The sequence below is a fragment of the Tenacibaculum maritimum NCIMB 2154 genome, from assembly GCF_900119795.1.
Taxonomy (GTDB): domain Bacteria; phylum Bacteroidota; class Bacteroidia; order Flavobacteriales; family Flavobacteriaceae; genus Polaribacter; species Polaribacter maritimus.
In genome coordinates, this window is sequence record NZ_LT634361.1 from 866,338 (window position 1) to 892,773 (window position 26,436).

Annotated in this window: 31 protein-coding genes and 2 pseudogenes; 16 read left to right on the forward strand and 17 right to left on the reverse strand. The window is 32.6% G+C overall.

The window, feature by feature from the left end; translation table 11 throughout:
* Nucleotides 1-24 precede the first annotated feature (24 nt).
* Both MARIT_RS16115 and MARIT_RS04110 read left to right on the forward strand, forming a co-directional pair.
* Nucleotides 25-791 (forward strand): annotated as a pseudogene (locus MARIT_RS16115) (HNH/ENDO VII family nuclease).
* Nucleotides 792-801: 10 nt separating this feature from the next.
* Nucleotides 802-1,263 (forward strand): SMI1/KNR4 family protein, encoded by a 462-nt coding sequence (locus MARIT_RS04110; RefSeq protein WP_100210846.1) that lies wholly within the window; start codon nucleotides 802-804, stop codon nucleotides 1,261-1,263.
* A 218-nt stretch (nucleotides 1,264-1,481) separates the two neighbouring features.
* On the opposite strand, the gene MARIT_RS04115 is transcribed toward MARIT_RS04110, so the two are convergent.
* Nucleotides 1,482-2,234: a DUF6261 family protein gene (locus MARIT_RS04115; RefSeq protein ID WP_100210847.1), complete on the reverse strand. Its 753-nt coding sequence runs from the start codon at nucleotides 2,232-2,234 to the stop codon at nucleotides 1,482-1,484.
* Nucleotides 2,235-2,709: 475 nt separating this feature from the next.
* On the opposite strand from MARIT_RS04115, the gene MARIT_RS15740 reads away from it, so the two are divergent.
* From MARIT_RS15740 to MARIT_RS04135, 8 genes and pseudogenes are all read left to right on the forward strand, one after another.
* Nucleotides 2,710-2,877, forward strand: a complete 168-nt coding sequence (locus MARIT_RS15740; protein WP_197706282.1) for an RHS repeat-associated core domain-containing protein — start codon at nucleotides 2,710-2,712, stop codon at nucleotides 2,875-2,877.
* Nucleotides 2,870-3,118 carry a hypothetical protein gene (locus MARIT_RS15745; RefSeq protein ID WP_197706283.1) on the forward strand — a complete coding sequence of 83 codons (249 nt, stop codon included), beginning with the start codon at nucleotides 2,870-2,872 and terminating at the stop codon, nucleotides 3,116-3,118. Before MARIT_RS15740 ends, MARIT_RS15745 begins: the two co-directional genes overlap by 8 nt.
* A 197-nt stretch (nucleotides 3,119-3,315) precedes the next feature.
* Nucleotides 3,316-3,639 (forward strand): hypothetical protein, encoded by a 324-nt coding sequence (locus MARIT_RS04125; protein WP_100210848.1) that lies wholly within the window; start codon nucleotides 3,316-3,318, stop codon nucleotides 3,637-3,639.
* A gap of 12 nt (nucleotides 3,640-3,651) precedes the next feature.
* The gene (locus MARIT_RS16155; RefSeq protein ID WP_371394476.1) at nucleotides 3,652-3,723 is read left to right on the forward strand and encodes a DUF6939 family protein; all 72 of its coding nucleotides are present in this window, start codon (nucleotides 3,652-3,654) and stop codon (nucleotides 3,721-3,723) included.
* Between the two features lie 89 nt (nucleotides 3,724-3,812).
* Nucleotides 3,813-3,908, forward strand: a pseudogene (locus MARIT_RS16160) (hypothetical protein); the annotation flags it as partial.
* A gap of 22 nt (nucleotides 3,909-3,930) precedes the next feature.
* Nucleotides 3,931-4,053, forward strand: a complete 123-nt coding sequence (locus tag MARIT_RS16050) for a hypothetical protein (protein WP_262509611.1) — start codon at nucleotides 3,931-3,933, stop codon at nucleotides 4,051-4,053.
* A 755-nt stretch (nucleotides 4,054-4,808) separates the two neighbouring features.
* Nucleotides 4,809-5,246, forward strand: a complete 438-nt coding sequence (locus MARIT_RS04130) for a hypothetical protein (protein WP_024742403.1) — start codon at nucleotides 4,809-4,811, stop codon at nucleotides 5,244-5,246.
* A gap of 459 nt (nucleotides 5,247-5,705) precedes the next feature.
* Complete coding sequence (locus tag MARIT_RS04135) at nucleotides 5,706-6,053, forward strand: hypothetical protein (protein ID WP_024742404.1); 348 nt, start codon at nucleotides 5,706-5,708, stop codon at nucleotides 6,051-6,053.
* 69 nt (nucleotides 6,054-6,122) lie between these two features.
* On the opposite strand, the gene MARIT_RS04140 is transcribed toward MARIT_RS04135, so the two are convergent.
* Nucleotides 6,123-7,208: a S41 family peptidase gene (locus tag MARIT_RS04140; RefSeq protein WP_100210849.1), complete on the reverse strand. Its 1,086-nt coding sequence runs from the start codon at nucleotides 7,206-7,208 to the stop codon at nucleotides 6,123-6,125.
* Nucleotides 7,209-7,401: 193 nt separating this feature from the next.
* Between MARIT_RS04140 and MARIT_RS15885 the strand changes: the two genes are divergently transcribed.
* The 5 genes from MARIT_RS15885 (at nucleotide 7,402) to MARIT_RS04165 (ending at nucleotide 15,714) form a co-directional block, all read left to right on the forward strand.
* Nucleotides 7,402-11,604: an RHS repeat-associated core domain-containing protein gene (locus MARIT_RS15885; protein ID WP_100210850.1), complete on the forward strand. Its 4,203-nt coding sequence runs from the start codon at nucleotides 7,402-7,404 to the stop codon at nucleotides 11,602-11,604.
* A 3-nt stretch (nucleotides 11,605-11,607) separates the two neighbouring features.
* Nucleotides 11,608-11,922 carry a hypothetical protein gene (locus tag MARIT_RS04150; RefSeq protein ID WP_100210851.1) on the forward strand — a complete coding sequence of 105 codons (315 nt, stop codon included), beginning with the start codon at nucleotides 11,608-11,610 and terminating at the stop codon, nucleotides 11,920-11,922.
* A 495-nt stretch (nucleotides 11,923-12,417) separates the two neighbouring features.
* The gene (locus MARIT_RS04155; RefSeq protein WP_024741673.1) at nucleotides 12,418-12,948 is read left to right on the forward strand and encodes a hypothetical protein; all 531 of its coding nucleotides are present in this window, start codon (nucleotides 12,418-12,420) and stop codon (nucleotides 12,946-12,948) included.
* Nucleotides 12,949-13,063: 115 nt separating this feature from the next.
* A complete protein-coding gene (locus MARIT_RS04160) occupies nucleotides 13,064-15,043 on the forward strand; it encodes a YgiQ family radical SAM protein (RefSeq protein WP_024741672.1) in 1,980 nt (659 codons plus the stop codon).
* Between the two features lie 35 nt (nucleotides 15,044-15,078).
* The gene (locus tag MARIT_RS04165) at nucleotides 15,079-15,714 is read left to right on the forward strand and encodes a transporter family protein (RefSeq protein WP_024741671.1); all 636 of its coding nucleotides are present in this window, start codon (nucleotides 15,079-15,081) and stop codon (nucleotides 15,712-15,714) included.
* A gap of 221 nt (nucleotides 15,715-15,935) precedes the next feature.
* Here the strand turns inward: MARIT_RS04165 and MARIT_RS04170 are convergent, their stop codons facing one another.
* From MARIT_RS04170 to MARIT_RS16055, 8 genes are all read right to left on the reverse strand, one after another.
* Nucleotides 15,936-17,393 carry a nicotinate phosphoribosyltransferase gene (locus tag MARIT_RS04170; protein WP_100210852.1) on the reverse strand — a complete coding sequence of 486 codons (1,458 nt, stop codon included), beginning with the start codon at nucleotides 17,391-17,393 and terminating at the stop codon, nucleotides 15,936-15,938.
* Nucleotides 17,394-17,463: 70 nt separating this feature from the next.
* Nucleotides 17,464-18,159 carry a hypothetical protein gene (locus MARIT_RS04175; protein ID WP_100210853.1) on the reverse strand — a complete coding sequence of 232 codons (696 nt, stop codon included), beginning with the start codon at nucleotides 18,157-18,159 and terminating at the stop codon, nucleotides 17,464-17,466.
* Nucleotides 18,156-18,509, reverse strand: coding sequence for a hypothetical protein (locus tag MARIT_RS04180; RefSeq protein ID WP_100210854.1), 354 nt, complete (start codon nucleotides 18,507-18,509; stop codon nucleotides 18,156-18,158). Before MARIT_RS04180 ends, MARIT_RS04175 begins: the two co-directional genes overlap by 4 nt.
* Nucleotides 18,499-19,134: a hypothetical protein gene (locus tag MARIT_RS04185; RefSeq protein WP_100210855.1), complete on the reverse strand. Its 636-nt coding sequence runs from the start codon at nucleotides 19,132-19,134 to the stop codon at nucleotides 18,499-18,501. The genes MARIT_RS04180 and MARIT_RS04185 overlap by 11 nt, the downstream gene beginning before the upstream one ends.
* A 10-nt stretch (nucleotides 19,135-19,144) precedes the next feature.
* The gene (locus tag MARIT_RS04190; protein WP_100210856.1) at nucleotides 19,145-19,696 is read right to left on the reverse strand and encodes an NADAR family protein; all 552 of its coding nucleotides are present in this window, start codon (nucleotides 19,694-19,696) and stop codon (nucleotides 19,145-19,147) included.
* A gap of 17 nt (nucleotides 19,697-19,713) precedes the next feature.
* Complete coding sequence (locus tag MARIT_RS04195) at nucleotides 19,714-20,439, reverse strand: metallophosphoesterase family protein (RefSeq protein WP_100211995.1); 726 nt, start codon at nucleotides 20,437-20,439, stop codon at nucleotides 19,714-19,716.
* 4 nt (nucleotides 20,440-20,443) lie between these two features.
* Complete coding sequence (locus MARIT_RS04200) at nucleotides 20,444-20,995, reverse strand: RNA 2'-phosphotransferase (RefSeq protein ID WP_024741668.1); 552 nt, start codon at nucleotides 20,993-20,995, stop codon at nucleotides 20,444-20,446.
* 25 nt (nucleotides 20,996-21,020) lie between these two features.
* A complete protein-coding gene (locus tag MARIT_RS16055) occupies nucleotides 21,021-21,152 on the reverse strand; it encodes a hypothetical protein (RefSeq protein WP_262509612.1) in 132 nt (43 codons plus the stop codon).
* Nucleotides 21,153-21,193: 41 nt separating this feature from the next.
* Between MARIT_RS16055 and MARIT_RS15605 the strand changes: the two genes are divergently transcribed.
* Nucleotides 21,194-21,340, forward strand: coding sequence for a hypothetical protein (locus MARIT_RS15605; RefSeq protein WP_159255106.1), 147 nt, complete (start codon nucleotides 21,194-21,196; stop codon nucleotides 21,338-21,340).
* Here MARIT_RS15605 and MARIT_RS16165 read toward each other — a convergent pair.
* The 7 genes from MARIT_RS16165 to MARIT_RS04235 form a co-directional block, all read right to left on the reverse strand.
* Entirely contained in the window at nucleotides 21,300-21,434 is a 135-nt protein-coding gene (locus MARIT_RS16165; protein ID WP_100211996.1) for a macro domain-containing protein, read from the reverse strand. The two genes, MARIT_RS15605 and MARIT_RS16165, sit on opposite strands and share 41 nt — an antisense overlap.
* The gene (locus tag MARIT_RS04210; protein WP_100210857.1) at nucleotides 21,434-21,709 is read right to left on the reverse strand and encodes an ADP-ribosylglycohydrolase family protein; all 276 of its coding nucleotides are present in this window, start codon (nucleotides 21,707-21,709) and stop codon (nucleotides 21,434-21,436) included. The genes MARIT_RS16165 and MARIT_RS04210 overlap by 1 nt, the downstream gene beginning before the upstream one ends.
* A gap of 19 nt (nucleotides 21,710-21,728) precedes the next feature.
* Nucleotides 21,729-22,571: an ADP-ribosylglycohydrolase family protein gene (locus MARIT_RS04215; RefSeq protein WP_100210858.1), complete on the reverse strand. Its 843-nt coding sequence runs from the start codon at nucleotides 22,569-22,571 to the stop codon at nucleotides 21,729-21,731.
* 4 nt (nucleotides 22,572-22,575) lie between these two features.
* A complete protein-coding gene (prs, locus tag MARIT_RS04220) occupies nucleotides 22,576-23,418 on the reverse strand; it encodes a ribose-phosphate diphosphokinase (protein WP_024741666.1) in 843 nt (280 codons plus the stop codon).
* A 64-nt stretch (nucleotides 23,419-23,482) separates the two neighbouring features.
* A complete protein-coding gene (locus MARIT_RS04225; protein ID WP_038025778.1) occupies nucleotides 23,483-24,172 on the reverse strand; it encodes an NUDIX hydrolase in 690 nt (229 codons plus the stop codon).
* A 154-nt stretch (nucleotides 24,173-24,326) separates the two neighbouring features.
* Nucleotides 24,327-24,788: an FKBP-type peptidyl-prolyl cis-trans isomerase gene (locus tag MARIT_RS04230; RefSeq protein WP_024741664.1), complete on the reverse strand. Its 462-nt coding sequence runs from the start codon at nucleotides 24,786-24,788 to the stop codon at nucleotides 24,327-24,329.
* 34 nt (nucleotides 24,789-24,822) lie between these two features.
* On the reverse strand, nucleotides 24,823-26,436 hold the full coding sequence (locus MARIT_RS04235) for an amidohydrolase (protein ID WP_100210859.1): 1,614 nt from the start codon (nucleotides 26,434-26,436) through the stop codon (nucleotides 24,823-24,825).

Consider the following 26,436-nt stretch of genomic DNA (forward strand, 5'->3'; position numbering starts at 1 on the left):
GCGCAAGCATCTTGCTTGTGTCGAGTGCGAGTAAGTTTAACAAATAATACTAAAAACAAAAACCACAATGGAAGTTGTGGTTTTTTGTTTGGTTTAAATTTAGGGTATAAAAGTATCCCTATTCAGGCATATGATGCAAGAGGAAATATCGTATGGGAATGTGAGTTGGATATTTATGGAAAAGTAGGTAATTTGCATGGAGAAAAAACGTTCATTCCTTTCCGTTACCAAGAGCAATATGAAGATGTTGAAACAGGGTTGTATTACAACCGTTTTAGATATTACTCACCTGATACAGGTACGTATATCTCAAAAGACCCGATTGGGTTAGCTGGTGATATGCCAAATATGTATTCTTATGTACCTGATGTTAATAGTTGGGTAGATGTTTTTGGTCTTACAAAGTTTAATCCTATAGAGATATTAGGTAGAAAGGTTTGTCAAAACGCTACTGATTTTGTGACAGGAACTCCAGATTTTGTTGATTCGAGTGTGAATAAATTTATACGAAAAAGGATTTCTAAAGGAGAAATAAATTTAGATTTAATGAAGAAAGGAAACGCTCCTATTGGTGTTGATGGTAAACAAATCAATTTGCATCATGTAATAGGTAGAGAGCCTGGTCCAATGGTAGAATTAACTTCTTCTTTTCATAAAAAGACCATAAAGCATTACACGGGTTAATTGAAAATGGAGGAAGTTTTAGGAATAATAAAGCTTTACATAATGCTTATGAGAGTTTTAGGAAAAAATATTGGAAAGAGAGAGCAAAAGGATTAAGTTGTCATTAATATATAAAAAATGAATTATTACGGTGAAATAAAAAAAATAATAGAAGAAGATGATACTTTTTATATTGAAGGAAAAGTATCAAATATGATTATTAAAGAAAGTGAGGATATACTTCAAGTGAAGTTTCCCACTGAATATAAAAAGTATATTTCAGAATGTGGTTGTATCGGGTTTGGAGATAGTATATTATTCGGATTAGATCCTGATGGAGGAAATGAAGAAAGAGGAACAGTATTAGGAGATACTTTATTTGCTAGGACAGAGTTTTCACTAAGTAAAGAGTATATTGTAGTAGAGTATCAGGATTATGAGAATTTATATGCTTTAAAATGCTCTTTAAATAAAGAGTTAAATGATTCTTCGGTTTATAGTTTTGATATAAATTATGATAATAAGTTAGCTAGTCCAGTTAAAGTGTCAGATAGTTTTAAAGAACATTTTAAATCATTTGTTGATTCATTAAAAGAATAGATTTTTCCCCGCTAGCGCAAGCATCTTGCTTGTGTCGAGTGCGAGTAAGTTTAACAAATAATACTAAAAACAAAAACCACAATGGAAGTTGTGGTTTTTGTTTTTAGTATTTGTTTAAAATATTTTACATTTACAATAGCCTAAAAGACATTTTAGGTTTTTCTTTTTTATAGCAATTTACCTCACTTATTTATTACTAGATAAGTAAGGTTTTTTATTTAATCAACAGTTAGGTTATTATTAGCTTCTTTAGATTCTTCTTGGGTTGTATTATTTGCAGTTCTATTTTCAACTACTTGGTTGTATTGTTTGGCTAATACACTTATTTGTTCTTGTAAAGTGTTATAAGCTCCTTTTGTGCCTAATGTTTGGTGTGCATTAATATGTGCAATAAGTTCTCTATACATATTGGTAGCCTCTGTTCTAAATTCTAAAATATTTTCAGTAGGATTTGCAGCTTGTTCTTCAACACGGGCTAAATAACGTATAGCAAAATTGGTGTTTACTGTTTTTAAATGATCTAGCCAAGCCCTTATATTTAATAATGTTACAGCATTTACAAGTTCTTTTTCGGTTTGCCAGTCAGTAATAATGCTATCTAATACAGCGGTTTCCTCTTGGTAATTTAGTCGTTGTATATTATTACCATGTTTGTTAATATTATTAAACAACGCAGTTGCAGCGTTCACAATGGCAGTATCATAATGTTGTAAATAGGCATTAATAAGATAACGTAAACCTGTTAGTGCTTTATCACGCTGTTCATCAAGATGTACTAATTCTTGAGTAATAATACTACCTTGGTCTTGTTTAAAAACAGTATCAATAGCAGTAACCAAGGGTTGTAAATTGTTTTGTTGCTGCGTAAGTTGTAATGCTGTTACATCTTGCTCAGCAAGTAGTTTTAATACATCTTTAAGGTATTGTAAAAATTCACCGTTACGATAACGGTTTAAAAAAGGAACATTCATAACGTTTTTTTTAAATTAATAAGTATCAAATATACAATAAATAAAAGATTTTACAAAAGATAAGTGACTATATATGAAGCGGTAAGGTTTCGTTACTCCGTGAAAGTACCCTGCAGCTTGCAGGAAGATTTTGTTGCATCCATGAAAGTGCCCTGCAGCTTGCAGGAAGGTTTCGTTGCCCCCATGAAAGCATCCTGCAGCTTGCAGGAAGGTTTCGTTGCTTCGTGAAAGCGTCCTGCAGCTTGCAGGAAGGTTTTGTTGCCCCCATGAAAGCGTCCTGCAGCTTGCAGGAAGATTTTGTTGCATCCATGAAAGCGCCCTGCAGCTTGCAGGAAGGTTTCGTTGCTCCCATGAAAGCATCCTGCACCTTGCAGGAAGGTTTCGTTGCTTTATGGAAACATTGGACTATCGAATAAATTTCGCATAGCTATTCAGGCATATTGATGCAAGAGGAAATATCGTATGGGAATGTGAGTTGGATATCTATGAAAGAGTACGTAATTTGCATGGAGAAAAAACGCTCATTCCTTTCCGTTACCAAGAGCAATATGAAGATATTGAAACAGAGTTGTATTACAACCGTTTTAGATATTACAGCCCTGATATAGGTACATATATACCTAAAGATAGGGTTATTGGGTAACAATCCGAACTTATATGCGTATGTAGAGGATAGTAATAGCTGGGTTAATTCTTTAGGTTTAATACAAATCTATAGGTTATTAAGACCTGATGAGCATCCGTTTAAAGAGTTAGCAGCTAAAAAACTAAGGAAGGATATGACAGTTCATGGGCATGTTGCTACTGGGGTATGGAATAAAGGATCTCAATTTATATCAACGAGTATAGATCCTGATGCATTAAAAAAATGGAGGGAGCTATGACAAAGAATGGTGTCTTTTGATACGGATGATGTTATTCCTGATATAAAAGGAAATAAAAGAATAGTAGGCATTTCTACTATAGATAAAGGAATTTAAAATGGAGTAGGTAGTGTTACAGCAAGATTGTCTGCTTCATCTAGAGAGGTTCTTGTGGAAGGGCATGTTCCATCTAATGCAATTAAACCTTGTAAATAATTATGAATGATATAAGTAAGATAGTAGAATTAGTAGAAGATTATCTTTTAGGAGATAACTCCTTTCCTGTAAGGATTAGGGAAAAAAGAGAAATAAAGCAAGATGAATTTGAAATATTAAAAAAAGGTATAGAAAAACTTTGTGATTATTACAAAGAAGAGGATTTTATTCCTAAAAGAATTGCACTTTGTTTTGTGGATATAAGTAATTTTTTCTTTGTTCCTAATTTAAGTTACTCAGAGAGTGAAATTGAAAGATTTGAAGACTATGGTATTGCGTTATCTGAGTTAGGGAATAAATTATTTTCTAAGCAAAGCATCCGATGAAGAAAATTATAATTGAGAGTAGAAGGGGTTTGGCAAGGTTTAAAAGTATTCGAATCGAGTGATATTGATGTTAAAAAAAATTGAGATAGACTCAATGAAAAATATTACAAGAACTGTTCGTAAAAATGCTAAAGTCTTAGGGCATCTAAAAGGGGTACAAAAAAAATCTAGAACTATTATCTTATATTGATGCTAGAAATCTTATTTATCTTCCATGTTACAATTTTGTGTTAAAAAGGTATCTTGAAGATGAAATACAAAATGGATAATCTATTAATAGAAGGGTGATTATTGAAGGAGGTTGCAGGCGATTTAGCATCAAGAAAATTAGATCCAGATGAATTTATGATAAGATTTGTAGAGTTGCCAAATGGGCAAAAAGGAACGCTAAATAATAGGGAGTTTGCTGTATGATCAATGTCTGGGAAAACTAGATATTCTAGTATTAAAATCAGTACCATGTAAAATACAGGACAAATTATATAAATGATTTTGCTGATGAATTTATTTTATGTATTTTTAGGTTCGATTTAAAAATAAGAAATAGAAGAAGTTGCACTTAACACATAAATTCAAAGCCAGTCAATCAAAAGGCAGTAAGCTTGTAAAAAAACTTCTAAAAGGGAGACCGTCAGATAAAGAACCTTTTTACCCGTTCTAGCCCTTTACTCATTTCAAGTAATATAGATCTCATTAAATCTAAAAATACAAAATCATAGCAAGGTGATGATTTTTTGCGACAAAAGAAAAATAATTAAATAAAAAAAGGATATGAATTTAAAAACAATTGCCATTACAGAAAGCATTTCTTCGTATGAAGAAATAAAGAAAAACCTAAAAGCCTCTTTCTCTAACGATGAAAAAACAATGCTCGCTAACCAGTCGTAATTAACTTTCAAAGAGAAAAAAATATTGAAGTTTAGAAAAGTTTGTAGCTCCCTGTTGGTGCAGCGCTTGGCAAAAAGAAAGGATATTAGAAATTCTTAGTACAATAGCTTTCCCATATTAGCTATACTTTTTAGACATTCATTAAAAACTACAGAAATATTGCTATTGGCACCTTCATAGAAAAATGGAGTGTTAAAGCAATTCATTTAGGATTCAAAATCCATATTCAAGAACAGTGATTAAATAAGTAAAAAGAAAAATAATTAATAAAAAGAAAAGATATGAAAACTACAACTTTATTTTTGGTACTCTCATTAAGTTCATTAAGTGTATTCTCAAAAATTAGAATACCAATTCCTTATGGTACAGAGGAAAAGATTATAAAAATACATGACTTACCAGATGTAGCAGATTTTAGATTAAAAGATGGAAGGTATTTTGATCTTGGAAGCAAATATTCTAAAAATCATATATTATGGCTACCTTATAGTAATACCACACCTGAAATAGTTGGTTTTATACAAGGAGATGAAAATACTTTTTTAGAACTAAGTGCTGAAGATTTAATAAAAATAGAAAAAATAGCAGGAGTTACAATTCCTAAAAAAGGCAAAGTTTCGTTTTTTGATAAATTTGTTGGAAAAGGCCTTTTAGGTCTTTTAGGTTTGTTAGTGCTTTTTGGTATTTATGATCGTTTTTTTGGTAAAGAGGAAGCGTAAAACTAGCTAAAAAACATTTTGCGAGTAACTACTAGGCGCTGCGTAAACTTATCAAGTACTAAAAAAGAAAAACCGCAATATGTTTAGTATTGTGGTTTTATCATGTTTTGCAATGAAAAAAGCACTTTAAAAAATTGCATCCAGTTTATCATGCCCATTTGAAGGATAGAATACGTTAAAAAAATGAGATAAGAAGCTGTTTGACTTATTGAAAAATCGTACCTTTATACATAATTGCTAAATTCATACCAATAAAAATTACTGTTTCATTGAGAAGAGCATCTTGGTCATTGGTTATGCTGGTTGCTTATGGCAAAGAAAATTGAAAAGAGAAGGTTTGTAAAACAACTGTTATGAGAGCTCACTATTATAGCAATAATACTTAAAATACTGGATGCTATGTGAATATTAAATTAGCAGATAAATACCTGTAAAAACATTTAATAAATAATATAAAATATGAGAGGAGAAACATTAAAAATAAATGAGAAAATAAATTCCAATGAATTGATTTGTAAAAAAATAAAAGAACATTTTTTGGGAAATACATATGAGGTAACGATGCCTTATAACCAGTGGACATTAAGAAAAAGCTTAACACATTGTGTACTGGTAAAAAAAAATGCATGGAATGCTGCTTGTATTGAAATTGATTCCAAAAAAGGGGTTGTTGATGTTTTTAGTGTAATTCCTAATAGCTCTTTAGATGCTGTTTTTAGAAGGCAATTAGGAGTTTTAGGAATGCTTTTATTAGAACCTTCTTGGAAAACATTAAGAAAAGAAGTAGCAACTGCTTTAATGAAGTAGAATGCTTTGATAGAATTTTAAAATACAGGAGAATTCTAGAACCCTCCTGTATTTTAAAAATTCATCTATTTATTTTGAAACTTTTAAAGCGGCATTAAAAGCTGGGGCTATAAAAGAGGTTAGAAATTGGTTGACTTCTTCTTGTGTAGGAACTACTTTTTTATCAGGAGTAATACCAATATTTTCTATCACTTCTCCATCTATATTTTTAAAAGCCATTAACGGCGTATAAAAGGCTATATAATCATTATTAGAAAGATTACCACCATTGTAAATGTCTGTTATAAAAGTACCAGCAGTACCACCACCACTGTTATCTCCAATAATGGTTACGTTATTTTTTAAAGATTTAATCATCATAGTACTATATTCTGCCATACTTAGTGATAGCTCATCAATTAAAATAACAATAGGAATGTCTTTAGTAAGTGCAAATTTATGAGGCTTTGCAGAAATAGAAATCCAAGGACTATAATTAAATCTACCATTGCCTTCTTTGGTTCTTTGATAGCCCCAATCACCTTGGCGAGTTATAAATCTTTCTGTGAATACTCGAAAATCAGCTATTGCGCCACCACGATTACCTCTTAGATCGAGAATTATTTTTTTCATAACTCCTTTTGTGATAGGATTATATAATTTTTTATAAATATCGAAAAGATATTTGTTTGATACAGTTCTTAATAAATTATCAAAATCATCCATCATAGGATCTTCAAAAGGAGAGGTAGCCGAACCTGTGAATCCAGAGAGGCTTTTATAATCATTTATTTTCTTTAAATATAAACTATAAAGTTTATTAACATTCTCTTTTTGATTTTGTGTGGTATTTGGTCTAGTAAGGTAATCTCTAAGGAAGGATCTTAAGTTTTCCTCTTTTAATTCAAAAGTATTTTTGGTAGTCGTTATATGACTTGCTAATGGAATTAAATTATTTTGAAGGTCAGTAATAAGCTCTGTATTAATAAATTTATCAAGAGAGGTTAAATAACTTTGGTATTCACTAGATGCAATATTAGTAGAAATTAAACTTTTAAAATCGTTAAGATTAGATGTTATTAAACGTTTAATTTCAGAAGTAATGTTAGGATCAATACCTTTTAAAAGATCGAAATGAGATTCATTGATTCCACTAAGGTTGCTAATGTTTTTCAATTCAGGAAAGGAAGCTCTGTTAAGAGATTGGTCAATAACAAAAAAACCATATATATATGATAATTGGATATTTAACTAAAAATGTGTAGCTTGCAGAGAGTGAGAAAGAAAGTAAATCATATTAAAATTTACAATAGATAAAGAATAGATATAAGTTTAAAAGAACGAAATATTAACTAAACAACACCCCTTCATGTTATTAGCAGATACTCATTTAACCTTTGTAGTAGGGATTGATATTCATTTTACAACAATGATTCCTTTTAATCCTTTTCATCCTTATGTAGGCATGGTTTTGGATCCTGCGGATTATATTCCATTTATAGGAACCAATGTTCATATCAATGGTTTGAAACGAGGGAATTCAGATACGAGTGGCGTGATTGTACCTTTGGTGCATATACCGCTATTTACACCACCTTGGCTTATGACACCTATTATCGGTCATGAGAGTATGAATTTTTATGCATCGGATACTGTTTTTTCAGACAGTACGCGTTTGAGCCCTAAAGGTCATATGCTAATGACTTGTAATGATATAGGAATCCCCTTGTCTTTATCAGTAGGAGGGGGAAAGAAATTTAAAATAGTTCCTACATTATTTTCTCCAACGTCATTTTCATTACCAACTCCTACGGGATTGCCTGTGAATGTGGGAGGTCCTTATGTTCCTGATTGGGGAGGTATGTTAACAGGATTGTTAGCAGGTTTAGGATTTGGCGCCTTGATGAAGTATGGGAAAAAGGTATTTAATAAGGTATTAAAAAAAGCAATAGGTCCTAATTGGTTGAGTCGTCAGTTGTGTAAAGCTGGTTTTGAACCGATTAATTTAATCAATGGAGCAGTCTTGTATGAGGGGGGTGATTTTGGTTTTAGTGGAGTGCTTGCTTTAAGCTGGGATCGGAGTTGGTATTCTGATTCGGATTATGTGGGTTGGTTAGGTCATGGGGTACATAGTTGTTATGATCGAGCACTGGAGCTGTATCCATCGGAGGATGCTTTGGGCTTGCGTTTGGAAGATGGTCGAATAGTAGGTTTTCCAACATTATTAAAGGAAGAGGAGTTTTATTTGCGTAGTGAGAAAATAACATTAAAGCGTATTTCAGAAGGGTATGTAGCGCAGGATCATGTGTCGAATACGTATAGTTATTTTACGGCATTTGATGTTAAAAAGCAACAGTACCAGTTAACGCGTATAGCGAATGCTGATGGGTTGGGGATTGATTTTGAGATCGTAAACAATCGCTTGCAACGTATTATAGATAGTGGATCTCGTGAGGTTAATGTGTTTTACAATGATGCTGGATTTATTTCTAAGATGTCATTATTATCTGGAGGGTATTCTGAGGATTTAGTGAGTTATCGTTATGATGATTATGGAAATATGACGGGAATCATAGATGCTTTGGGGCATTGTACAAGCATGGAGTATGTAGGGCATTTAATGGTTAAAAAGGAAGATCGTAATGGACAGTGTTTTTATTGGGAGTATGATGAATGGAATCGATGTGTGCATACTTGGGGAGATGGAGGTTGGCAAGAGGGTTGGATTACTTACCATAAAGAAGAAGGATATAATTTGGTTAAGGATGCAAATCAAGCGATTACTACGTATTATTATGAACCGAATCAATTGGTAACAGGCGTCAAAGACCCTATGGGAGTGTGTACTTATACGCAATATACGGCATGGATGGAGGTGTATCGAGAACTAGATGGAGCGGGTCGTGTTACAGGGTATAGTTATGATGATAGAGGAAATAGGACAAGTATTTGTTATGCAGATGGAACAAAGGAGTACTTTATGTATAATTCCAAGGATCTTTTGGAGATTTGGATCAATCCAGAAGGAGAAAAAACATTGTATGTATATGATGAATTGGCAAGTCATCGTATCAAGAGTATTGTAGGAGAAGATCAAGTAGCCACACACTTTAATTATACTTCCGAGGGATTGCTATCGGAAATTCGTAAGGAGGGTAATGTCTTGAGTTTGTCATATGATGCTAGGTATAATGTAAAAACTTGGCGAGAAAACGGAAAGGTATTGAAGCGATGGGATTACAATGATCGAGGTCGTGTGATTGCGGAGTATATCCCCAATCAAATGCCAAATTATTTTAGTTATGATGCGTTAGATCGAGTGTTGGAAATAACAGGATCTGATGGAAAGGAAATTCATTTTAGATATAATCAATATGATGAAGTAGTGGGAGTTGAAACAGGAGGGCATGAGGTATCTTTTTCATATACGCCAATGGGAAGTTTGTCTAGTAGAACGGAAAATGGGGTAAAGGTATCTTTTGAATATGATAAGATGGAGCAGTTACGAAGTATTCGTAATGAGCGTAATGAGCGTTATTTTTTTACCAGAAACCGATCAGGAAAGATTATAAAAGAGCAAGGATTTGATGGATTGGAGAAGCGTTATAGGTATAATGAAGCGGGAGAGGTCATACATATAGAACGAGGAGGAGGTCGCTATACGTCGTATGAACAAGATGCTTTAGGTCGTATTACACGAGCGAGTTATGAGGATGGTAGTTGGGAAACGTATAGTTATAATAAAAATGGAGCATTGATAGCAGCTTGCAATCAAGGTATTAGTATTTATTTAGAGCGAGATGCGAAGGGGCGTGTTGTAAAAGAGATTCAGAGTCCAACTTTAGGAGGAGGAACAGAGCACAGTCATGAGGTGGAGATACGGTATAACAAGTTGGGGCAACGTACACATGTAGTAAGTAGTTTAGGAGCAGAGGTGGTGAGTAGGTATAACCAACAAGGTCTTATAGCATCAATTTCAGCTCAGAGTGAGGCATTAAAGGAGCAGCATAAGGCATGGGAGGCGAGTTTGGAGTACGATAGCCAAGGTAGAGAGTTGGAGCGTTATGTAACAGGAGGAGTTCATAGTAAAATGCGATATCACTTAGGGAATCCAGTGGGGCAGAGCATGTATAGCCATGGAGAGCAGCGAGGATACCGAGGCTATACCTGGGATACGAACCGTCAGTTATTAGAAACAAGAAGCCATTTGAATCAAGATCCGATAGGATTTAGTTACGATGCTTTTGGAAACTTAGCACGAGCAAAATATAGTTATAAAGATATTTTATTTAAGACCCCAGATGCGGTAGGTAATTTATATAAAGAAGAAGACCAATCAGATCGCGTATATGGAAAAGGAGGACGCTTGCTAAAGGATGAAGAGTACCATTATAAATATGATGTTGAGGGTCATTTGATTTTGAAGAGTAAACGAAGGATCAATGAGAAATTGGCAATGCCAAAGCATGACAATATACTAGATAAGTGGTTAGGAAGTGGAAAGCCGAGTAAGGAGGCTCAATTGGCGCATGAGAATTGGCAGTTGGGAGATTGGGGGTATGTTTGGTATGGAAATGGTCGATTAAAAGAGGTGAAGAATCCAGATGGAAGTGTTGTAAAGATGGAGTATGATGCTTTGGGGAGGCGAACGTCTAAACGCGCTCAAGGGAAGGTAACGCGTTTCTTTTGGGATGGGAATGTTTTATTACATGAGTGGAATCATAAAGAGGAGGATACTCCAGCAGTAGTGGTAGATGCAATAGGGATGCTAAGCTATGACAAGGTTGCACCTATAGAGAATTTAGTGACATGGGTATATGAATCAGGTCGTTTTGTACCCTCCGCCAAGTTAGTAGGCGGGGAGCGTTATAGTATTTTAAGTGACTACTTAGGTACCCCTATTCAGGCATATGATGCAAGAGGAAATATCGTATGGGAATGTGAGTTGGATATTTATGGAAAAGTACGTAATTTGCATGGAGAAAAAACGTTCATTCCTTTCCGTTACCAAGGGCAATATGAAGATATTGAAACAGGGTTGTATTATAACCGTTTTAGATATTACTCACCTGATACAGGTACGTATATATCACAAGATCCGATTGGGCTAAGAGGAAATAATCCGAACTTTTATGCGTATGTATATGATGCTAACACCGAAGTAGATCTTTTTGGTTTAATTATAGTTTATAGAGCGCTTAATGGAGCACAGGAAGCAAGCGCTTTAGCAGGAGAAGCAATTCAACCAAAAGATATAAATGCTGCATATACTATTCAAGAGCATATTGATGATGGTAAGTTACAAACGCAATTTATATCTACTACTAAAAAGAGAAAAACAGCAAACTTTTATGCAAAACCTTTCCCAAGGAAGGGGAAAATGGAAAAAAGTACGATCATTTCGATAGATACAGATAAATTACCATCAGGAAAAACCTTTGATATGTCTAGCGGTATAAATCCTCAAACAGGAAAAGAATTAACATTACCAGGCTTAGCATATGCGAGAAAGGATGCTGAAGTTTTAATAGAAGGAGAGATTCCGAAATCTGCTTATACTATATGTAAATAAAACATGAATTTTTTAGAAGAATTAAATAAAATCGAAAGAGATATTCTAGCCTATTATGAGAAATCTTTTAATGAAGAAGTAGAAGAATATCAGCAAAATACTTTAGTGAAAAATAAGCTAAAAGAGTTGATTATGAATGTAAGAGAAGATCCTGATAAGGTCAAAGAAGCTTTATTGGTATTGGCAAAATATACAGGATGTGCAGAGGACCAAGAAATAGCAGAGGACATAATTGAAGCTTTGCAAAAGGGCAATTATATTACCAATGAACAAATTGATTATTTTGATGAGAATGCAAGTACAGGAAGATGGTTTTAATATAGAGAAGCGGAAAGAAGTGAGGTATAAAATTGAAAAGGAATATTAATTCATTGTTTTGACGGTATGGAGGAGTTTCAGAAAATAAGGCATTTCACATAGTGTTGAGTAGTAGTTTTTTTAGCCAATAAAACTTTCCTTCAAAACATTATAATGAAGTTACATTATTATAAATCACGGAACTTTATATGATGTTTTAATGAGATTGTTGTATGGAGCTGGTTATTGGAATGCCTCTAATTACAACGCTCTTTCTTTGGATGCATATTATGTACGGGAAGATAATTTTATAAGAAAGATCTTGAAGAAAATGATCTTGCCTATAAGGTGGGGGAATAGGAAAAAGAGCAGGTGTTATTAAAAAATAGTATGTAATAACGCGAATTAAAAAAGAATAGATACCAAGTTATCTTAAAAAAGAAAGGGGAGTCTTATTTAGTATGGAAAGAAGGTATCGTAAAAATCAAAAGGTAGGCAAACCTTTTAACAAATATAATGGGGGTAACCAATAAGGAAATCGATTTAATGATCGAGTTTATTTTAGGTGATATAACGGAACAAGAATTTTTAAAAAATTATCCTATAAACCTGCAGGAGGATAAAACTTATTTATTAAACTTAGTTAAAGAGAAAATAAAAAAGAAAGATGCAAATAACTTAAGTATAGTACTTGACACCATAGCTTTGTTAAATATGTATAAAGATTATGATCGTCAGCTTTTTTATAAAAAGATAATCAAAGAAGAATGGCATGAAATGCATAGAGACTTGATAAATTTATTAGATAAAATAGAAGAAAATGAAGAATACTTTATTGAACCATTGAGTCGCGTATATAGTTATTATAAGGGAGGAATAGAAAACCTTATGAATCCCATTTGGAATACATGTTTATGGAGTTTATATAAAATTAGAACCAAAAGAGCAATGCATGTAATTGAAGCACATTGTAATTCAAAGTATGAATACATTAAGAAAACATCAAATAAGATTATGGAAGAATCAATAGAGGTTTCAGTTGGTTAAAAGAAAAGCTACTAATAAGTAAGAATACAATTAATACATTTTTTTTCATGGCAAAACAACTTTTGGGAGGGCGGATGTAATAATTTAAATTTAAAAGGTCGTATCTTCGCGCGATATGAGGATTAGAAGACTTTCAGATTGGTTACCAACTACAAAAAAGGAGGTGAAATTAAGAGGATGGGATGAATTAGATGTCATCCTTTTTAGTGGAGATGCGTATGTAGATCATCCTTCCTTTGGGCCAGCAGTAATTGGTCGTATTTTAGAGAGCTACGGGCTACGAGTAGGCATTGTACCACAACCAAGTGTACATGATAATTTACAAGATTTTGAAAAGTTAGGAACTCCACGTTTATTTTTTGCAGTAACAGGAGGATGTATGGATTCCATGGTGAGTAATTATACAGCAAGTAAACGTAAACGTGACAAAGATGCTTATACACCTAATGGAGATAAAGGGTTTAGACCTGATTATGCTACCTCGGTTTATACTAAGATTTTAAAGGAGAAGTTTCCAGAAGTTCCAGTACTAATAGGAGGTATTGAAGCCTCATTACGTAGAGTAACTCATTATGATTATTGGTCAGATAAATTATTACCCTCTATTTTAGAAACTTCCAAAGCTGATATGCTAGTATATGGAATGGGAGAGCAACCTTTGAGAGAAATTGTAGGGTTGCTTCAAAAAGGAGTGCCATTTTCAAGCATAAAAACAGTAAAGCAAACAGCATTTCTAATAAAAGAAGAAGAAAAAGTACCAAAGAATAAGAATTGGTCAGATATTGAAATCAATTCGCATGAAGCTTGTTTAAAAGATAAAAAAACATTTGCTTCGAATTTTAAAGTAATTGAGCAAGAATCTAATAAATTACATGCAAGGCGTATTTTTCAACAAATAGGAAACCAAAGACTGGTCATAAATCCGCCATTTCCAACAATGACAGAAAAAGAAATAGATGCCTCATTTGATTTGCCCTTTACGCGTTTACCGCATCCAAAGTATAATAAACGAGGCCCTATTCCTGCATTTGAAATGATTAAGTTTTCTATCAACATTCACCGAGGATGTTTTGGAGGATGTAGCTTTTGCACTATTTCGGCACATCAAGGAAAGTTTATAGCGAGTCGCAGTCAAGAGTCTGTTTTAAAAGAAGTGGATAAGGTAACCCAAATGGATGATTTTAAAGGATATTTATCTGATATTGGAGGCCCTTCAGCAAATATGTATCAAATGAAAGGGAAAGTTCAGTCTATTTGCGATAAATGTGTGGCACCAAGTTGTATTTCTCCAGTCATTTGTAGTAATTTAGATACTTCACATAAGCCATTAACAAAATTATATCAAGCAGTAGATGCACATCCTAAAGTAAAAAAATCATTTATAGGAAGTGGAATTAGGCATGATATGTTAGTGCCTGAATTTAATAAAAATGCAGACCCAAAAGAATTGGATGCTTATACAGAGGAAGTAATGACCAACCATGTTTCTGGGCGTTTAAAAGTAGCACCAGAGCATACCTCTGATCCTGTTTTAAAATTAATGCGTAAACCTTCATTTAAATATTTTCATTTATTTAAAAATAGGTTTGATCGTATCAATATTAAAAAACGATTAAAGCTACAATTGATTCCTTATTTCATTTCTAGCCATCCAGCTTGTGAAGCAGAAGATATGGCAAACTTAGCGGCAGAAACCAAAGATATGGGCTTTCAATTAGAACAAGTTCAAGGTTTTACACCAACACCTATGACGGTAGCTACCGTTATTTATTATAGTGGTTATCATCCTTATACTTTAAAACCGGTAAATACACCAAAGACGAAAAAAGAAAAAGAAGATCAGCATCGTTTTTTCTTTTGGTATAAGAAAGAAAATAAAGCTTGGATTAGAAATACGTTGAACAAAGTTGGACGTACCGATTTATTGCAGAAGCTATTACCAGAGAATAATTCTTGGAAAAAAAATAAGCAAGCAAGGGAAGCGAAAAATACATTTGATGATGCTGTTACTTTTAAGCCAAAATCAACAAGAAGAAATACATCAAGAAACAAATCGAAAAATAAATCAATAAACTTTAAAAACAGAAGAAAATAGTGGATACGCACCACTTTTAATTAAAACCCCATCACATGAAAAAAAAATTTTTAATCTTAGCATTAGGTTTAGTTTGCACTGCAAATTATTCTCAAGAAAAAAAGCAAATCAGTAGCATTGATGCGCAACGTCCAACCTTAACAGAGTCGTACTCTATTGTAGATACTAATATGCTGCAATTAGAAAACGGTATAGATTTTTATGAGACATCAGATACAAGTTACAATACCTTTTTAAGAGGAGCAATATCTGATAGAATAGAGTTAAGAGCGGCTACAGATTATAAAACGTTAAATACTGTTGGCGCAAAGGCGGTTGTTATGGCACCGAATAAGACAGTATTAGGAATTGGAACCTCTTTTATTTACAATAGGAATTTAGATAATAAGTCAAATGATTTTAGATTGGCAATGTCTAAAAGTTTTAATAAACTTTTTGTTACATACAATCTAGGATATGATGTTGATTTTTATAATATATTCCTTGTAGGAGTTCCAATTAGTAAAGAGTTTAATTATTTTGTAGAATATTATAATAATACGTTGATAGATAGAGTACATACTGGAGTTACATGGATTTTTCATAAAGACATTCAAGTAGATATTAATGGAGGATGGATGGAAAATGAAGAATGGTATGGAGGAGTAGGATTATCTTTCAGACTGAGGTAAAAGCAATTGAAAATTATAGAAAAAAGGTTGGGGAATTCCCCAACCTTTTTTAATGGAACAAAAAGAATATTTGGTTTTGATAAGAAAGTATATTATGGACCGAAGTAAAAGCGTTTTTTCTTTTTTTTGATGTGTTAGAAAAAGAAATTAAGAACAAAAACAATACATCATTTTGCAATTTAGATAAAGAAAATAGTCCTCATTTTCTTTTAAGATGATTTTTAAATTGTGTTTTTAATTCTATCTCTGATATCAGTAAGAGTTTGGTCGCTAAGTAGCTTTCCATCCCTAAAAACCTCCTTTAAAGCCCCCTTTTTTTCTTCATTCCAACTTACCTGATCATACAATTTATAAATGCCATTTTCTTTTTCGACTTTCAATAGTCCTTTGGCAGACTTTTTAGTTCCATCATCAGTAATAGGATCTTTAAAAATTTCTCTTCCTTTTCCAGCAACTTCTCCATAAGTGGCTTTCATTGCAAAGCCAAAAGTATCACGAGTATTATACTGATAGGTAAAAGAACCAATGCCTAGTACAACGTTAGTAGAAGCAAAGCCTTTTTGCTTTAGGCGTTCGCAAATTTCGGTAGCCCTTTCAAGGGTAATACTGTCTCCATAAATAGCTCCAATATGACCATCTAATTCTTTATATCCTTTGGTATTTGTACTTCCTCCAAAAGTATCCCAAAGCAGTTGAATGACTCCTTTCTTCTCTGCATTCGTCTTTCCGTTAGGATTTCCACAAATGATAGCAACAGGATCACCACTATCAGGTCTAATGACTACTTTACCGTTACGAGCAACCACTTCTTCTTTCAGATTAGGAAGGTACTCGGTAAGTACTTTCCATAAATCCCAAGTATCAGAAACAATAGAAACAATTCCGCTAGGATATACTTCTGTAATTAGTCGTTTAAAGGTTTCTTGCTCTCCTATATTAGTTCCCATACACATTACAGAATGTTCTGTAGCAGGAACAGACCCACCCACCAACTCTGTGTTAGAATCAGCATGATAATATGTTTCTAAAAAATCTATTGCAGGAATGGTATCAGTTCCGGTAAAACTTAAAAGGTGCCCTGCTGCACTAACGATAGCAGCTTCTAATCCCCCCATTCCTCTCATAGAGAAATCATGGCCTTGCCAATCAACAAGCTCAGGAGTAGAAGAAGTTTCTTCAGCATAGTTATCTAATATTTTTCGATACTCTTTAGCAATAGTGGCAGAATTACAAGGCAGCCAAATTGTAGTAGATAGTAAAGTTTCAAAATAATTAGTTAGCCAGAAGAAGTTAGGCAAAGTATTATACATAGTAAACATTGGTACTTTGATAGGTACTGATGCTCCCTCTGGCAAAGCTTTGATAACCATAGGGATATATCCTAAATCATGTAGCGCTTCAATATGTTTTATTCCTACTGCATTATCTCCTAAGTAATTATTAATTCGTCTGTTGTATTTCTCGCAAATAATTTTTTTAGGTTGTTTAAAGAAATTGTTCTCAAAATCTTCAAGGATATATTTTTTAATAAAGTATTGTAAACCAAAGAAAACAACGTTCTCAATACCTTGGATTCTACTTTTTCTCGGAGTCCAATTAGAATATACTAATGTCGTTTGATTAGGATATTGTCTTCGGTGATCTACTTTATAGCCGTCAGTGTATAGTAAAGGGTTCATAGTACATAATTTAATTTGCGTCAAAATTACGCAAATTAAATTATGTACACAAATTTTTTCTAGAAGGTTTTTAATTTAAATTTTCTTGATATTTCAAGTCAATAATATGCTTCCCTTCGATTGTAATATTATTTTTGGTAACTATTATGATTTTAAAGAGCCAAGTAATATCAAAATCATTATTGCTAATTGAAGTGGGTAGTGATTTTTTAGGGAAAGGAGCAATGTCAATTGCTGAATTTCCTTGAAGAAGTATTCTGTTTATTTTACTTTTAAAGAAAAAGCTTAAAGCGGTAGATCTGTTACTTCCGTTATCGTAGGTTACCATTTCTTGTCCTATTAGCTGGTAGTTGATTTTTTGAATATTAAGAGTTCGTTTTTGAAACCGCAAATGCACTTGATAAGAATCGTTATCTTGATTTGTTAATTTAAAATTAATAGGACCGATGGATTTTGAGGGACCGATTTTGTAATGATAAATACCAGCGGTTAGGAGCCCATAAGAACATATAAGAGCAATTAAGATATATGTGTTTTTAGTACTTATATAAAAAATGATCGCAGCAGTTGCTATTATAGATAAGCCTATAATTAGTATAGTTTTAGCATTTTCCATTCCAGGTTGTATAAGTCCAGTTGCATTCTTTAATTCATAATTGCTATCCCCTTTAGCTATAATTATAGGGGTTTCTTCAAAGAAATCAGGAGAGATAAGTCCACTGATATATCCTCCAATTTTAAAATTAGATAATTTATGATTCCTCAATAATTTTCACTTTCATTGGTAATATCAACTTTGGTTTTGATGAGTATCGATTGTGATACATTGATGCCGTTAAATGTAACATTGTAAATAGGAGAGAAAGAAAAGGGAATGCTTATTGATTGCCCTCTTGATATTTCTTTATATTCATGATTAGTAAAAGAATTTAAGAGGATACTATCGGTTTCTCCTTTTCCATGATGTTTGAGGATTAATGAAATTTGAATGTGCTCTAATTTTAAATTTATAGTACTATTATTTTTTACAGAAACTTTTCCTGTAATTTTTTCATTCGCATAAAATGTTGTTTTGTCAAATATGTTACTTATACTAGCAAAATTTTTATAACTCATAGAAATTTTTTTGGGTTGTTAAGAAAGCATCATAAAGTGAAGCTTGAATGGCTCTTATGTTTTTTTTATATTTATTTAATAAATAGTCTAAATGCTCGTTTTTTATTTTAGGTAGCTCTTTTTCAGAATCAATAGCAGCAAGTTTAATTTTAGAGGAAACAATTTTCTTTAAAAGATTCATATCAAACTCTAATTTATTAAAATTTACTTTTGCGCGAAAATTTTTATGTTTTAATTGGAATAAACTGTGAGAATAATGTGAAGTAATAATTAACTTAGATTGATTATTTAATAGATAAACTTTGTTTGTAGGAGTCAATAATTGAAAAGAATCAATAATTAGAATTTTATCTGTTTTTTCAATGAATTGTTTTTTCTTTTTTTTAAGTAAAACAAATTTAGCTTCTTTAACATATTTAGAATAAAGCAATTGTAAGTGTGTAGATTTACCTAAACCTTTATTTCCATAAAATTCAACAAAGCAAGAATCACTGAGTATTATATTTTTAGAAAGTCTTTCTAAATTTAAGCGTTCATAGGTTACTTGTAATAATTCGTTTTTATTCAGAAAAGAAAAAGGATTATATTTTAAGTTTAGCTTTTGGTAGTGATTATCATTAAGCATATAAATAAGGTTATTGGATTTGCAAATTATCTCTTACTTCCATTAAAGCATATCCTAAAAGGTTTTTTCCTCTCCATAAATTAGGGTTACTAGATTTTTCATTGTTTTGCCCCATGCCAATTCCCCATATACGATCTCTAGGGCTCGCTTCAACAATAATGGCATCTTTTGTATGTAAGAGGAACGTTTTTAAGGCTGAATTTTGAGAAAACTTTGCCATGTTTGCTTTTACCACGATGTCAAACTTATGTTGATCCCAAAGATCGGGAGTAAAGTTTCTTACTTTTCTGCCTAGTTTTTTAGCATTGTGAGGATCGGTTACGTTGAGTATTTTTTCTAAGATTTCGTCATCCTTAAAAAGTATAGCTTTGCTAGCCATCATATAATGTTCGGCAGTAGGGTAGGTAATGCCATCTATTTTAAAAGGCGCTTTCCACCATTGGCTAAAGCAACTTTTACCAATACTTCCATCCTTATTAGGCTGATGTCCCCAAAAGAATAAGAAATTTAATTTTTCCTGTTTATGGTATTTATTGATGATGATTTCATTGGTGTATTTCATGGTATTTTATTTTTTAATTAATTTCTTCCTTTTTCATTAGGATACAGTTCTTTAACAATATCACTTTGCCAAAATTTTTTATGTTTGATATTCATAATAGATAATCTTCCAGTAAAAGCAGCTCCAGTGTCTAAGTTCCATAGATTTGCGACATTGATTGGAGTTGTAGATTGATACCGAATAGTAGGAGTGTGCCCTATGTATATTTCATGATAATGTTTTAAACGATCAGGATAACCGATAGCCTCTTTATGTAGTGCTTTATCCATGGCAAAAGCCATTTCCCATAGTGTACGATCAAAAAAATAATTCATTTTAAAAGTTTCTTTTTCAACTCCGTGGATGGATGTATAGCCAGCATGGATAAATAAACGGTTGTTTGAATCGATATGATAAGGTTTCATTTGCTCAAAAAAAGAAATGTGCTCTTGCTTCTTTGTTACTGAATAAGAAGCATAGCTCTTTAAAGTAGCCTGACCACCATGAGCTAGCCATACAGGTTCTTGCCGTTTTGTTTTCAACCAGTTTTCACACCATAAATCGTGATTTCCTTTTATAAAAATACAATGGGTTGTTTTAGAAAGCGCTATTAGAAAGTCTATTGTTTGAGCGGCTTCGCTCCATCCATCTACATAATCACCCAAAAAAATAAGCGTATCTTTTTCAGTAACGTTAGCTCTTTTTAAAACTTGTGGAAGTGCTTTTAATCCCCCATGTAGATCGCCAATAACAAATGTACTCATTGCATTATTTTTTAAATTCAATAAATTCAGAAGGTACCTTATCTGTCAACCAAACGTCATTTTCAGAAAGGTAAAATAAGAAACCTCTTGTATGCATTTCTAAAGCTTTGATCGTTAATATTACAGGTTTACCTCTTCTAGAAGCTACCTTGTTAGCAGTACTTAAATCAGTGCTCAAATGCACATATTGCCTACCCATTTTTAGCAATCCATCTGAACGAATAGGCGCTAAGAACTTAGCTACTGTTCCATGGTATAGTAGTGAAGGGGGAGTTCTAGGGGAAAGGTTTAAATTGATGTGTTTTATAGAATGTCCTTGGTTAGCTCTAATCTTTGTTTTATCATCATTAAAAGAAAAGCGCTTTTTATCATTAGTAGCTACTACAAATATGAGCTCTTTTATTGAAAAGGGAGTTCCATATTTATGAGTATTTTTGAGTAGCTCACTTATTGTTGCCCATCCATTTTTATCCAGTTTTAAGTGGATTGTTTCAGGGCTATGTCTGAGTATTAGACTTAAATATTTACTAAGTTTTTTACTTCTTTTCTCATTCATTGTTTGTGAATTTATTAAATACTTTTTATTCGTTAAAATTAACATAAAAGAAAGGAATAATCATTTCTTTTTCATGAACAATGATTTTATTGCCCAATCCGATAGGTGCCGTAGCACCTCCTTTTAGATATTTAATTTTTTGCTTAATTTCTTGCATTGTTTTTATTTAAAATAGCGGTAGATGTTGTATAGTTTTCTATGTCAAAACAAACAAAATATACTTCTTTTGCAAAAGTATTTTTTGGAAGGGTCTCGATAGCTATTTCAGTAGTTGTTTGCTATAAAAAACGACAAGTTCCTATACCTATATTAGGAAAAGAAATGGATTTATATCGTTTTCTATAGCAAGTAACATACTGTTGTAATAACAGTTGGCTAATAATTGTTTTTCTTTTTCTACTTTTTTCCCATTATTATATACAGAGCCAACTGTATGAATTACATTTTAGTTGGTAAGTTTCCTACTGTTGTAATAACAGCATTACCAGTTTTACATTTATTTACATAGCCTTTACACAAACTTTCTGCAAGACAAAATGTTAAAGAGCTATCATCAGACCAAGTACCTTTAGGTTGGTAATGAGTGCCGAATGCTCTCATTTCCTTTACAGGGTTTTCCTGTAATTGTTTTCTAGATTGGAACTCCACAGGAACGCCCAATGCATCTGCTAAAGCCAAGCCTAAGAAAGTAGATTCAATTGATTTCGATTTCATTGCTTTATATTTTTAATAATTATTTATAGAATTTATTTTCCAGTAAATGATCGAGCTTTTGTAGGTATTTTTTACCAAAGGTATTGTCTTCTAATTCTTCAAGTAAAAATGACGGAAGTTTTTTATCGCATTCTTCTTTTTGACTTAAAATAGCCATACATAAAGCAGCTACAGTATCAGTATCTCCCCCAAAATCAATAGCATACTTTAAGCAATCTTCCATAGAAGTAGCCTCTGAAACAATTTTAATAACTGCCTTTGTTGTTGGATAGCCATGCATATCTATAGGTGCTAAAACTTCATATATTTCATTTTCGTTTAAAGTAGTGTTGATAAAAGAGATCAAATTTGTTTTTTTATCTAAACCATACCTATAAAAATGAACAGCTAAGGCTATTCGTTTTGCGCATTGAATGCCTTCAATAGTATCATGAGAAACCTTTGCTTGTATTTCACAGAAGGTTAATAGTGTATTTATATCTTTAACATAGCCTATCGGATAAGCTCTCATAGCAGATCCATTACCTGCACTTTTATTATTGATGTTTTTAATAAACTGAACTCCATCGCGACTAGCATTAAGAGCATTGTAAACCCTATTAGAATACCCTCTTCTTTTATCTCTGTGAAAAACCTCGACAAACTTATTGGCAACTAATTCTTCGGTCCAATTATTATTTTCTAGTAGTAATTCGGTAATACCAATTGCCATTTGTGTATCATCCGTATATGTTTTGTATATTTCAGGATACATACCATGTTGGTAGTAAGAAGCTAAATTATTATAATTGTTGATATAGTCTTGATTTTTGAATTCAAATCCAGCTCCATAAGCGTCCCCGATTGCTGCTTCTATAATCATAACATTATTCTTTTAATAGTTGTTCTAATTTAATTTGCGTACTATTATTACCATTAAGTGTCTTAAAACTATCAGTAGTAAATAGTTTAGTAAAATGCTTCTGTAAGTCTTTAAAGCCTTTGCTAAAAATACCATGACTTACAGCTAGGTAGAGGTTTCCTGCATTTTTAGCTTTTAATTCTTTTGCCAAGCCTAAAAAGGTGCCTCCTCCATCGCAAATATCATCAACAATTAAGCAATCTTGTCCTTTTAAATCGTTTTCATACACTTTAAATCCTGAGAGCTGCCCTGTTTCAACATTTCTAGATTTTGAGCATTCTACAACTTTGTATTTTTGTAAATAAGAAGCCACTTTATAAATTTTCTTTAAAGCACCTCCATCAGGAGCGATCAATAGTACATCATTGGCAATTTGACTAGTTACTTCTTGTATGAATTTAAGATTATCGACTACTTTACAGTTATTTAATAAAGCTGGAGCTACTTCAGAATGAGGGTCAAAAATAGTAACCGAACTAAAGTTTTGACTATTAATGATATCAGCATATACTTTTACCGATAAAGGCTCTCCCGAAATCATTAATCGATCCTGTCTTGCCGCAGGAAAATAGGGAAGCAGTATGTGTATGGTATGTATTCCCATATTTTTTAAGGCATTAGATGCTAGTAAAAGCATGCCCATATCGTTAAAAGATTGTATGCGATGTGTAATAGTTACTGCCGTAACATCTTTAAGGTTGGAGGTTATTTTTATATGTGGCTCTCCTCCTGAAAAAATAAAATAATCGTATTCAATAGTATTTCTAGAAGGGTAGGGGTTGAAGTTATTGTCGAGATTTAAAACCATATTGCGTTATTTTTACGCAAATATACTAAAGTTTTATACTTCTAAAAAATATTTTGTGTTTTTTTTACGCAAACTTTATTTCGAAATGAAACCCTTTCTGTTCTAGTTCTTTATATTTAGCAGCATTGAATTGAAATAGTTTGGCAGGCCTTCCGCTTGAAGGTTTGTAAATTTGATCTGTTTCAGTTAGGATACCAAAACTGAGTATTTTCTTTCTGAAATTGCGTCGATCAATTTTTCTGTTTAGGATTGTTTGATATAAATGTTCTAAATCGGAGAAAGGAAAGGTGGTGTTCAAAAGCTCAAAGCCAATCGGTTGATAATTTATTTTGCTTTGTAATCTTTTTAGTGCTACCGCTAGAATTTGATCGTGATCAAAAGCTAATTCTGGTAACTTGCGAATAGGAAACCATTGTGCTTCTACCGCATCTGTAGCTGCTAATATTTTAAAATTAGTAGGGCTTACTAAGCCGAAATAAGTTATAGAAACCACCCGATTTCTAGGGTCTCTCAAAGGTTTCCCAAAAGTATATAGTTGTTCTAAGTAATCAATAGCAACACCTGTTTCTTCTTTTAATTCTCTTTGAACGGCTTCTTCTAATGACTCGTTTTCTAAAACCAATCCACCAGGCAGCGCCCAAGAATCTTTAAAAGGTGCTATGCCTCTTTTGATTAATAAAATAGATAATTCTTTTTTTTCGTAACCAAACACAACAGCATCTACGGCAACTTTAATGTTTTGTGAAATTTTCATTTAGTGTTGAATTTACACAAAACTACAAAAAGTTTTTTAGGAGATTGAATGTTTAAAGGAATGTCGTTGGTTTTGGATATAAGAATTAGGCTATGTTAAGCAGTATCCCATATTGTACTATTTATGAGATACTGTTTTCCAAGGAAGTTTTATATTAATTTACTTTTAACAATTTAATTTCAAATATTAAAACAGCTCCACCAGGGATTCTTGAGTTTCCTGTATTTCCGTAAGCTAAACGAGAAGGAATTAACAGCATACCACTACCTCCTTCTTTAAAATAAGTAAGCCCTTCTGTCCATCCATCAATAACCTGTTGTAATTTAAAAGAAATCCCTTTAGCATCGCTTTGGTCAAAAGTAGTTCCATCTAAAAAATATCCTTTGTAAGAAACGGTTACTTCAGAACTACTAGTAGGTTTTTTACCCATGCCTATTTCGTCGATAACATAATATAAGCCAGTATCAGTTCTATTAGCAAGTAATTTATGCTTAGCAATATATTTGATGATATCAGCTTCATTTTGTACGTCATAGTTAACAGTATCGTCAGTGTCGTTTGTACAAGAAAAGGAAAGTAATAAGGAAAATAGAAATAAAAATAAATGAGATTTCATTATATAGAGGGTTTAAAAAATTTAATTTACAAATTTACTTTACTTTTTCACCGCTAATATAGGTAGCTATGACTTTGGTAGTTGGAATTTCAGCTTCTTTAATGGTCATGACATCCTTATCTAAAATAACGAAATCTGCTAATTTTCCTACCTCGATACTACCTTTCTCCTTTTCCTCGAAATTAGCAAAAGCATTCCATATAGTCATCCCTTTCAAGGTATTTTTTCTAGACAAAGCGTTGTTATTTTGAAAGCCGTCTTTAGGATATCCTTTTAAATCTTTTCGAATAGTAGCGGCATAAAAGGTATATAAAGGGTTTACATTTTCAATAGGGAAGTCTGTTCCTAGCGCTACTTTTCCATATTGTAGTAACAAATCTTTATAAGCATAAGCCCCTTTAACTCTTTTAATGCCTATTCGATCTTTTGCCCAATACATATCAGAAGTAGCATGAGTTGGCTGAATAGAAGGCAGTACATTTTTAAATAATGGGAAATCTTTGGTATCAACAACTTGTGCATGTTCAATTCGCCACCTTCTATTTGTATGGTTTTTAAGAACAGTATGATAGGTTTTGAGCATCACATAATTGGCAGAGTCGCCAATGGCATGGGTATTCATTTGATACATAGAATTGGCTATTTTTTTAGCCAAGGATTGCAAATCGTTATAAGAATTTACAAGAGCCCCAAAGTGCCCTTTTTTATCGGCATATTCTTTTTTTAGAGCAGCACCTCTCGATCCTAAGGCACCATCAGCATATACTTTTACAGAACGGACATGTAGTCTATTAGTTTTAATAATCCCTTTATTAAGATAGTAATCAAGATTTTTTTTAGTATTAGAAATCATTGCGTATATGCGCATTTTTAAATCTCCTTTTTGTTGTAAACTATCTATGAGTTCAATGACTTGCTTGCTTAATCCAGCATCATCAACAGTAGTTAGTCCTAGGTCAAAACAAATTTTTTCAGCATCTTTTAGGGCTTGAATTTGTTCTTGTTTAGAAGGAGAAGGAACTCTTATAAAGTGCATCGCATTATCTATTAAAACCCCTGTTAACGTTCCATTTTTTTTCAAAAACTCACCGCCATCAACAGTCGAATTTACGGTAATATTAGCCATGTCAATAGCAGTTTGATTTACCAGCATAGCATGCCCATCAATTCTTCGAATGGCTACTGGGGTTGTAGGAAAGAGTTTGTCTAGTTTTTCTTTTGTAGGGAATTCTTTTATCTCCCAATCATTTTGATCCCATCCGCGCCCTGTAATAAAAGAACTCTTTTTTTCTTTTTGAAACTCAACTAGTTTTTGGAGTACTTCGTCATAGCTTTTTGTGCCTACTAAGTTTACTTTTTGTTGTTGTAAGCCTAATCCGTAAAAATGACAATGTGCATCTATAAAACCAGGGTAAATAGGGTTGTTTTTAGCATCTATGACTTTAGGAGCATTGTATTTTTTTTGGATTTCTTTATTGGTTCCAATAGCCATAAATTTCCCATGCTTTACAGCAAAACTCTCTGCCTTGTCAAAATTTGAATTCACAGTATAAACAGTAGCATTTACAACAATTAAATCTGCTTTTTCCTGTTGTTGGCAAGACACAAAACAAGTTAAAAAGGATAGGATATTTATGGCTTTTTTCAT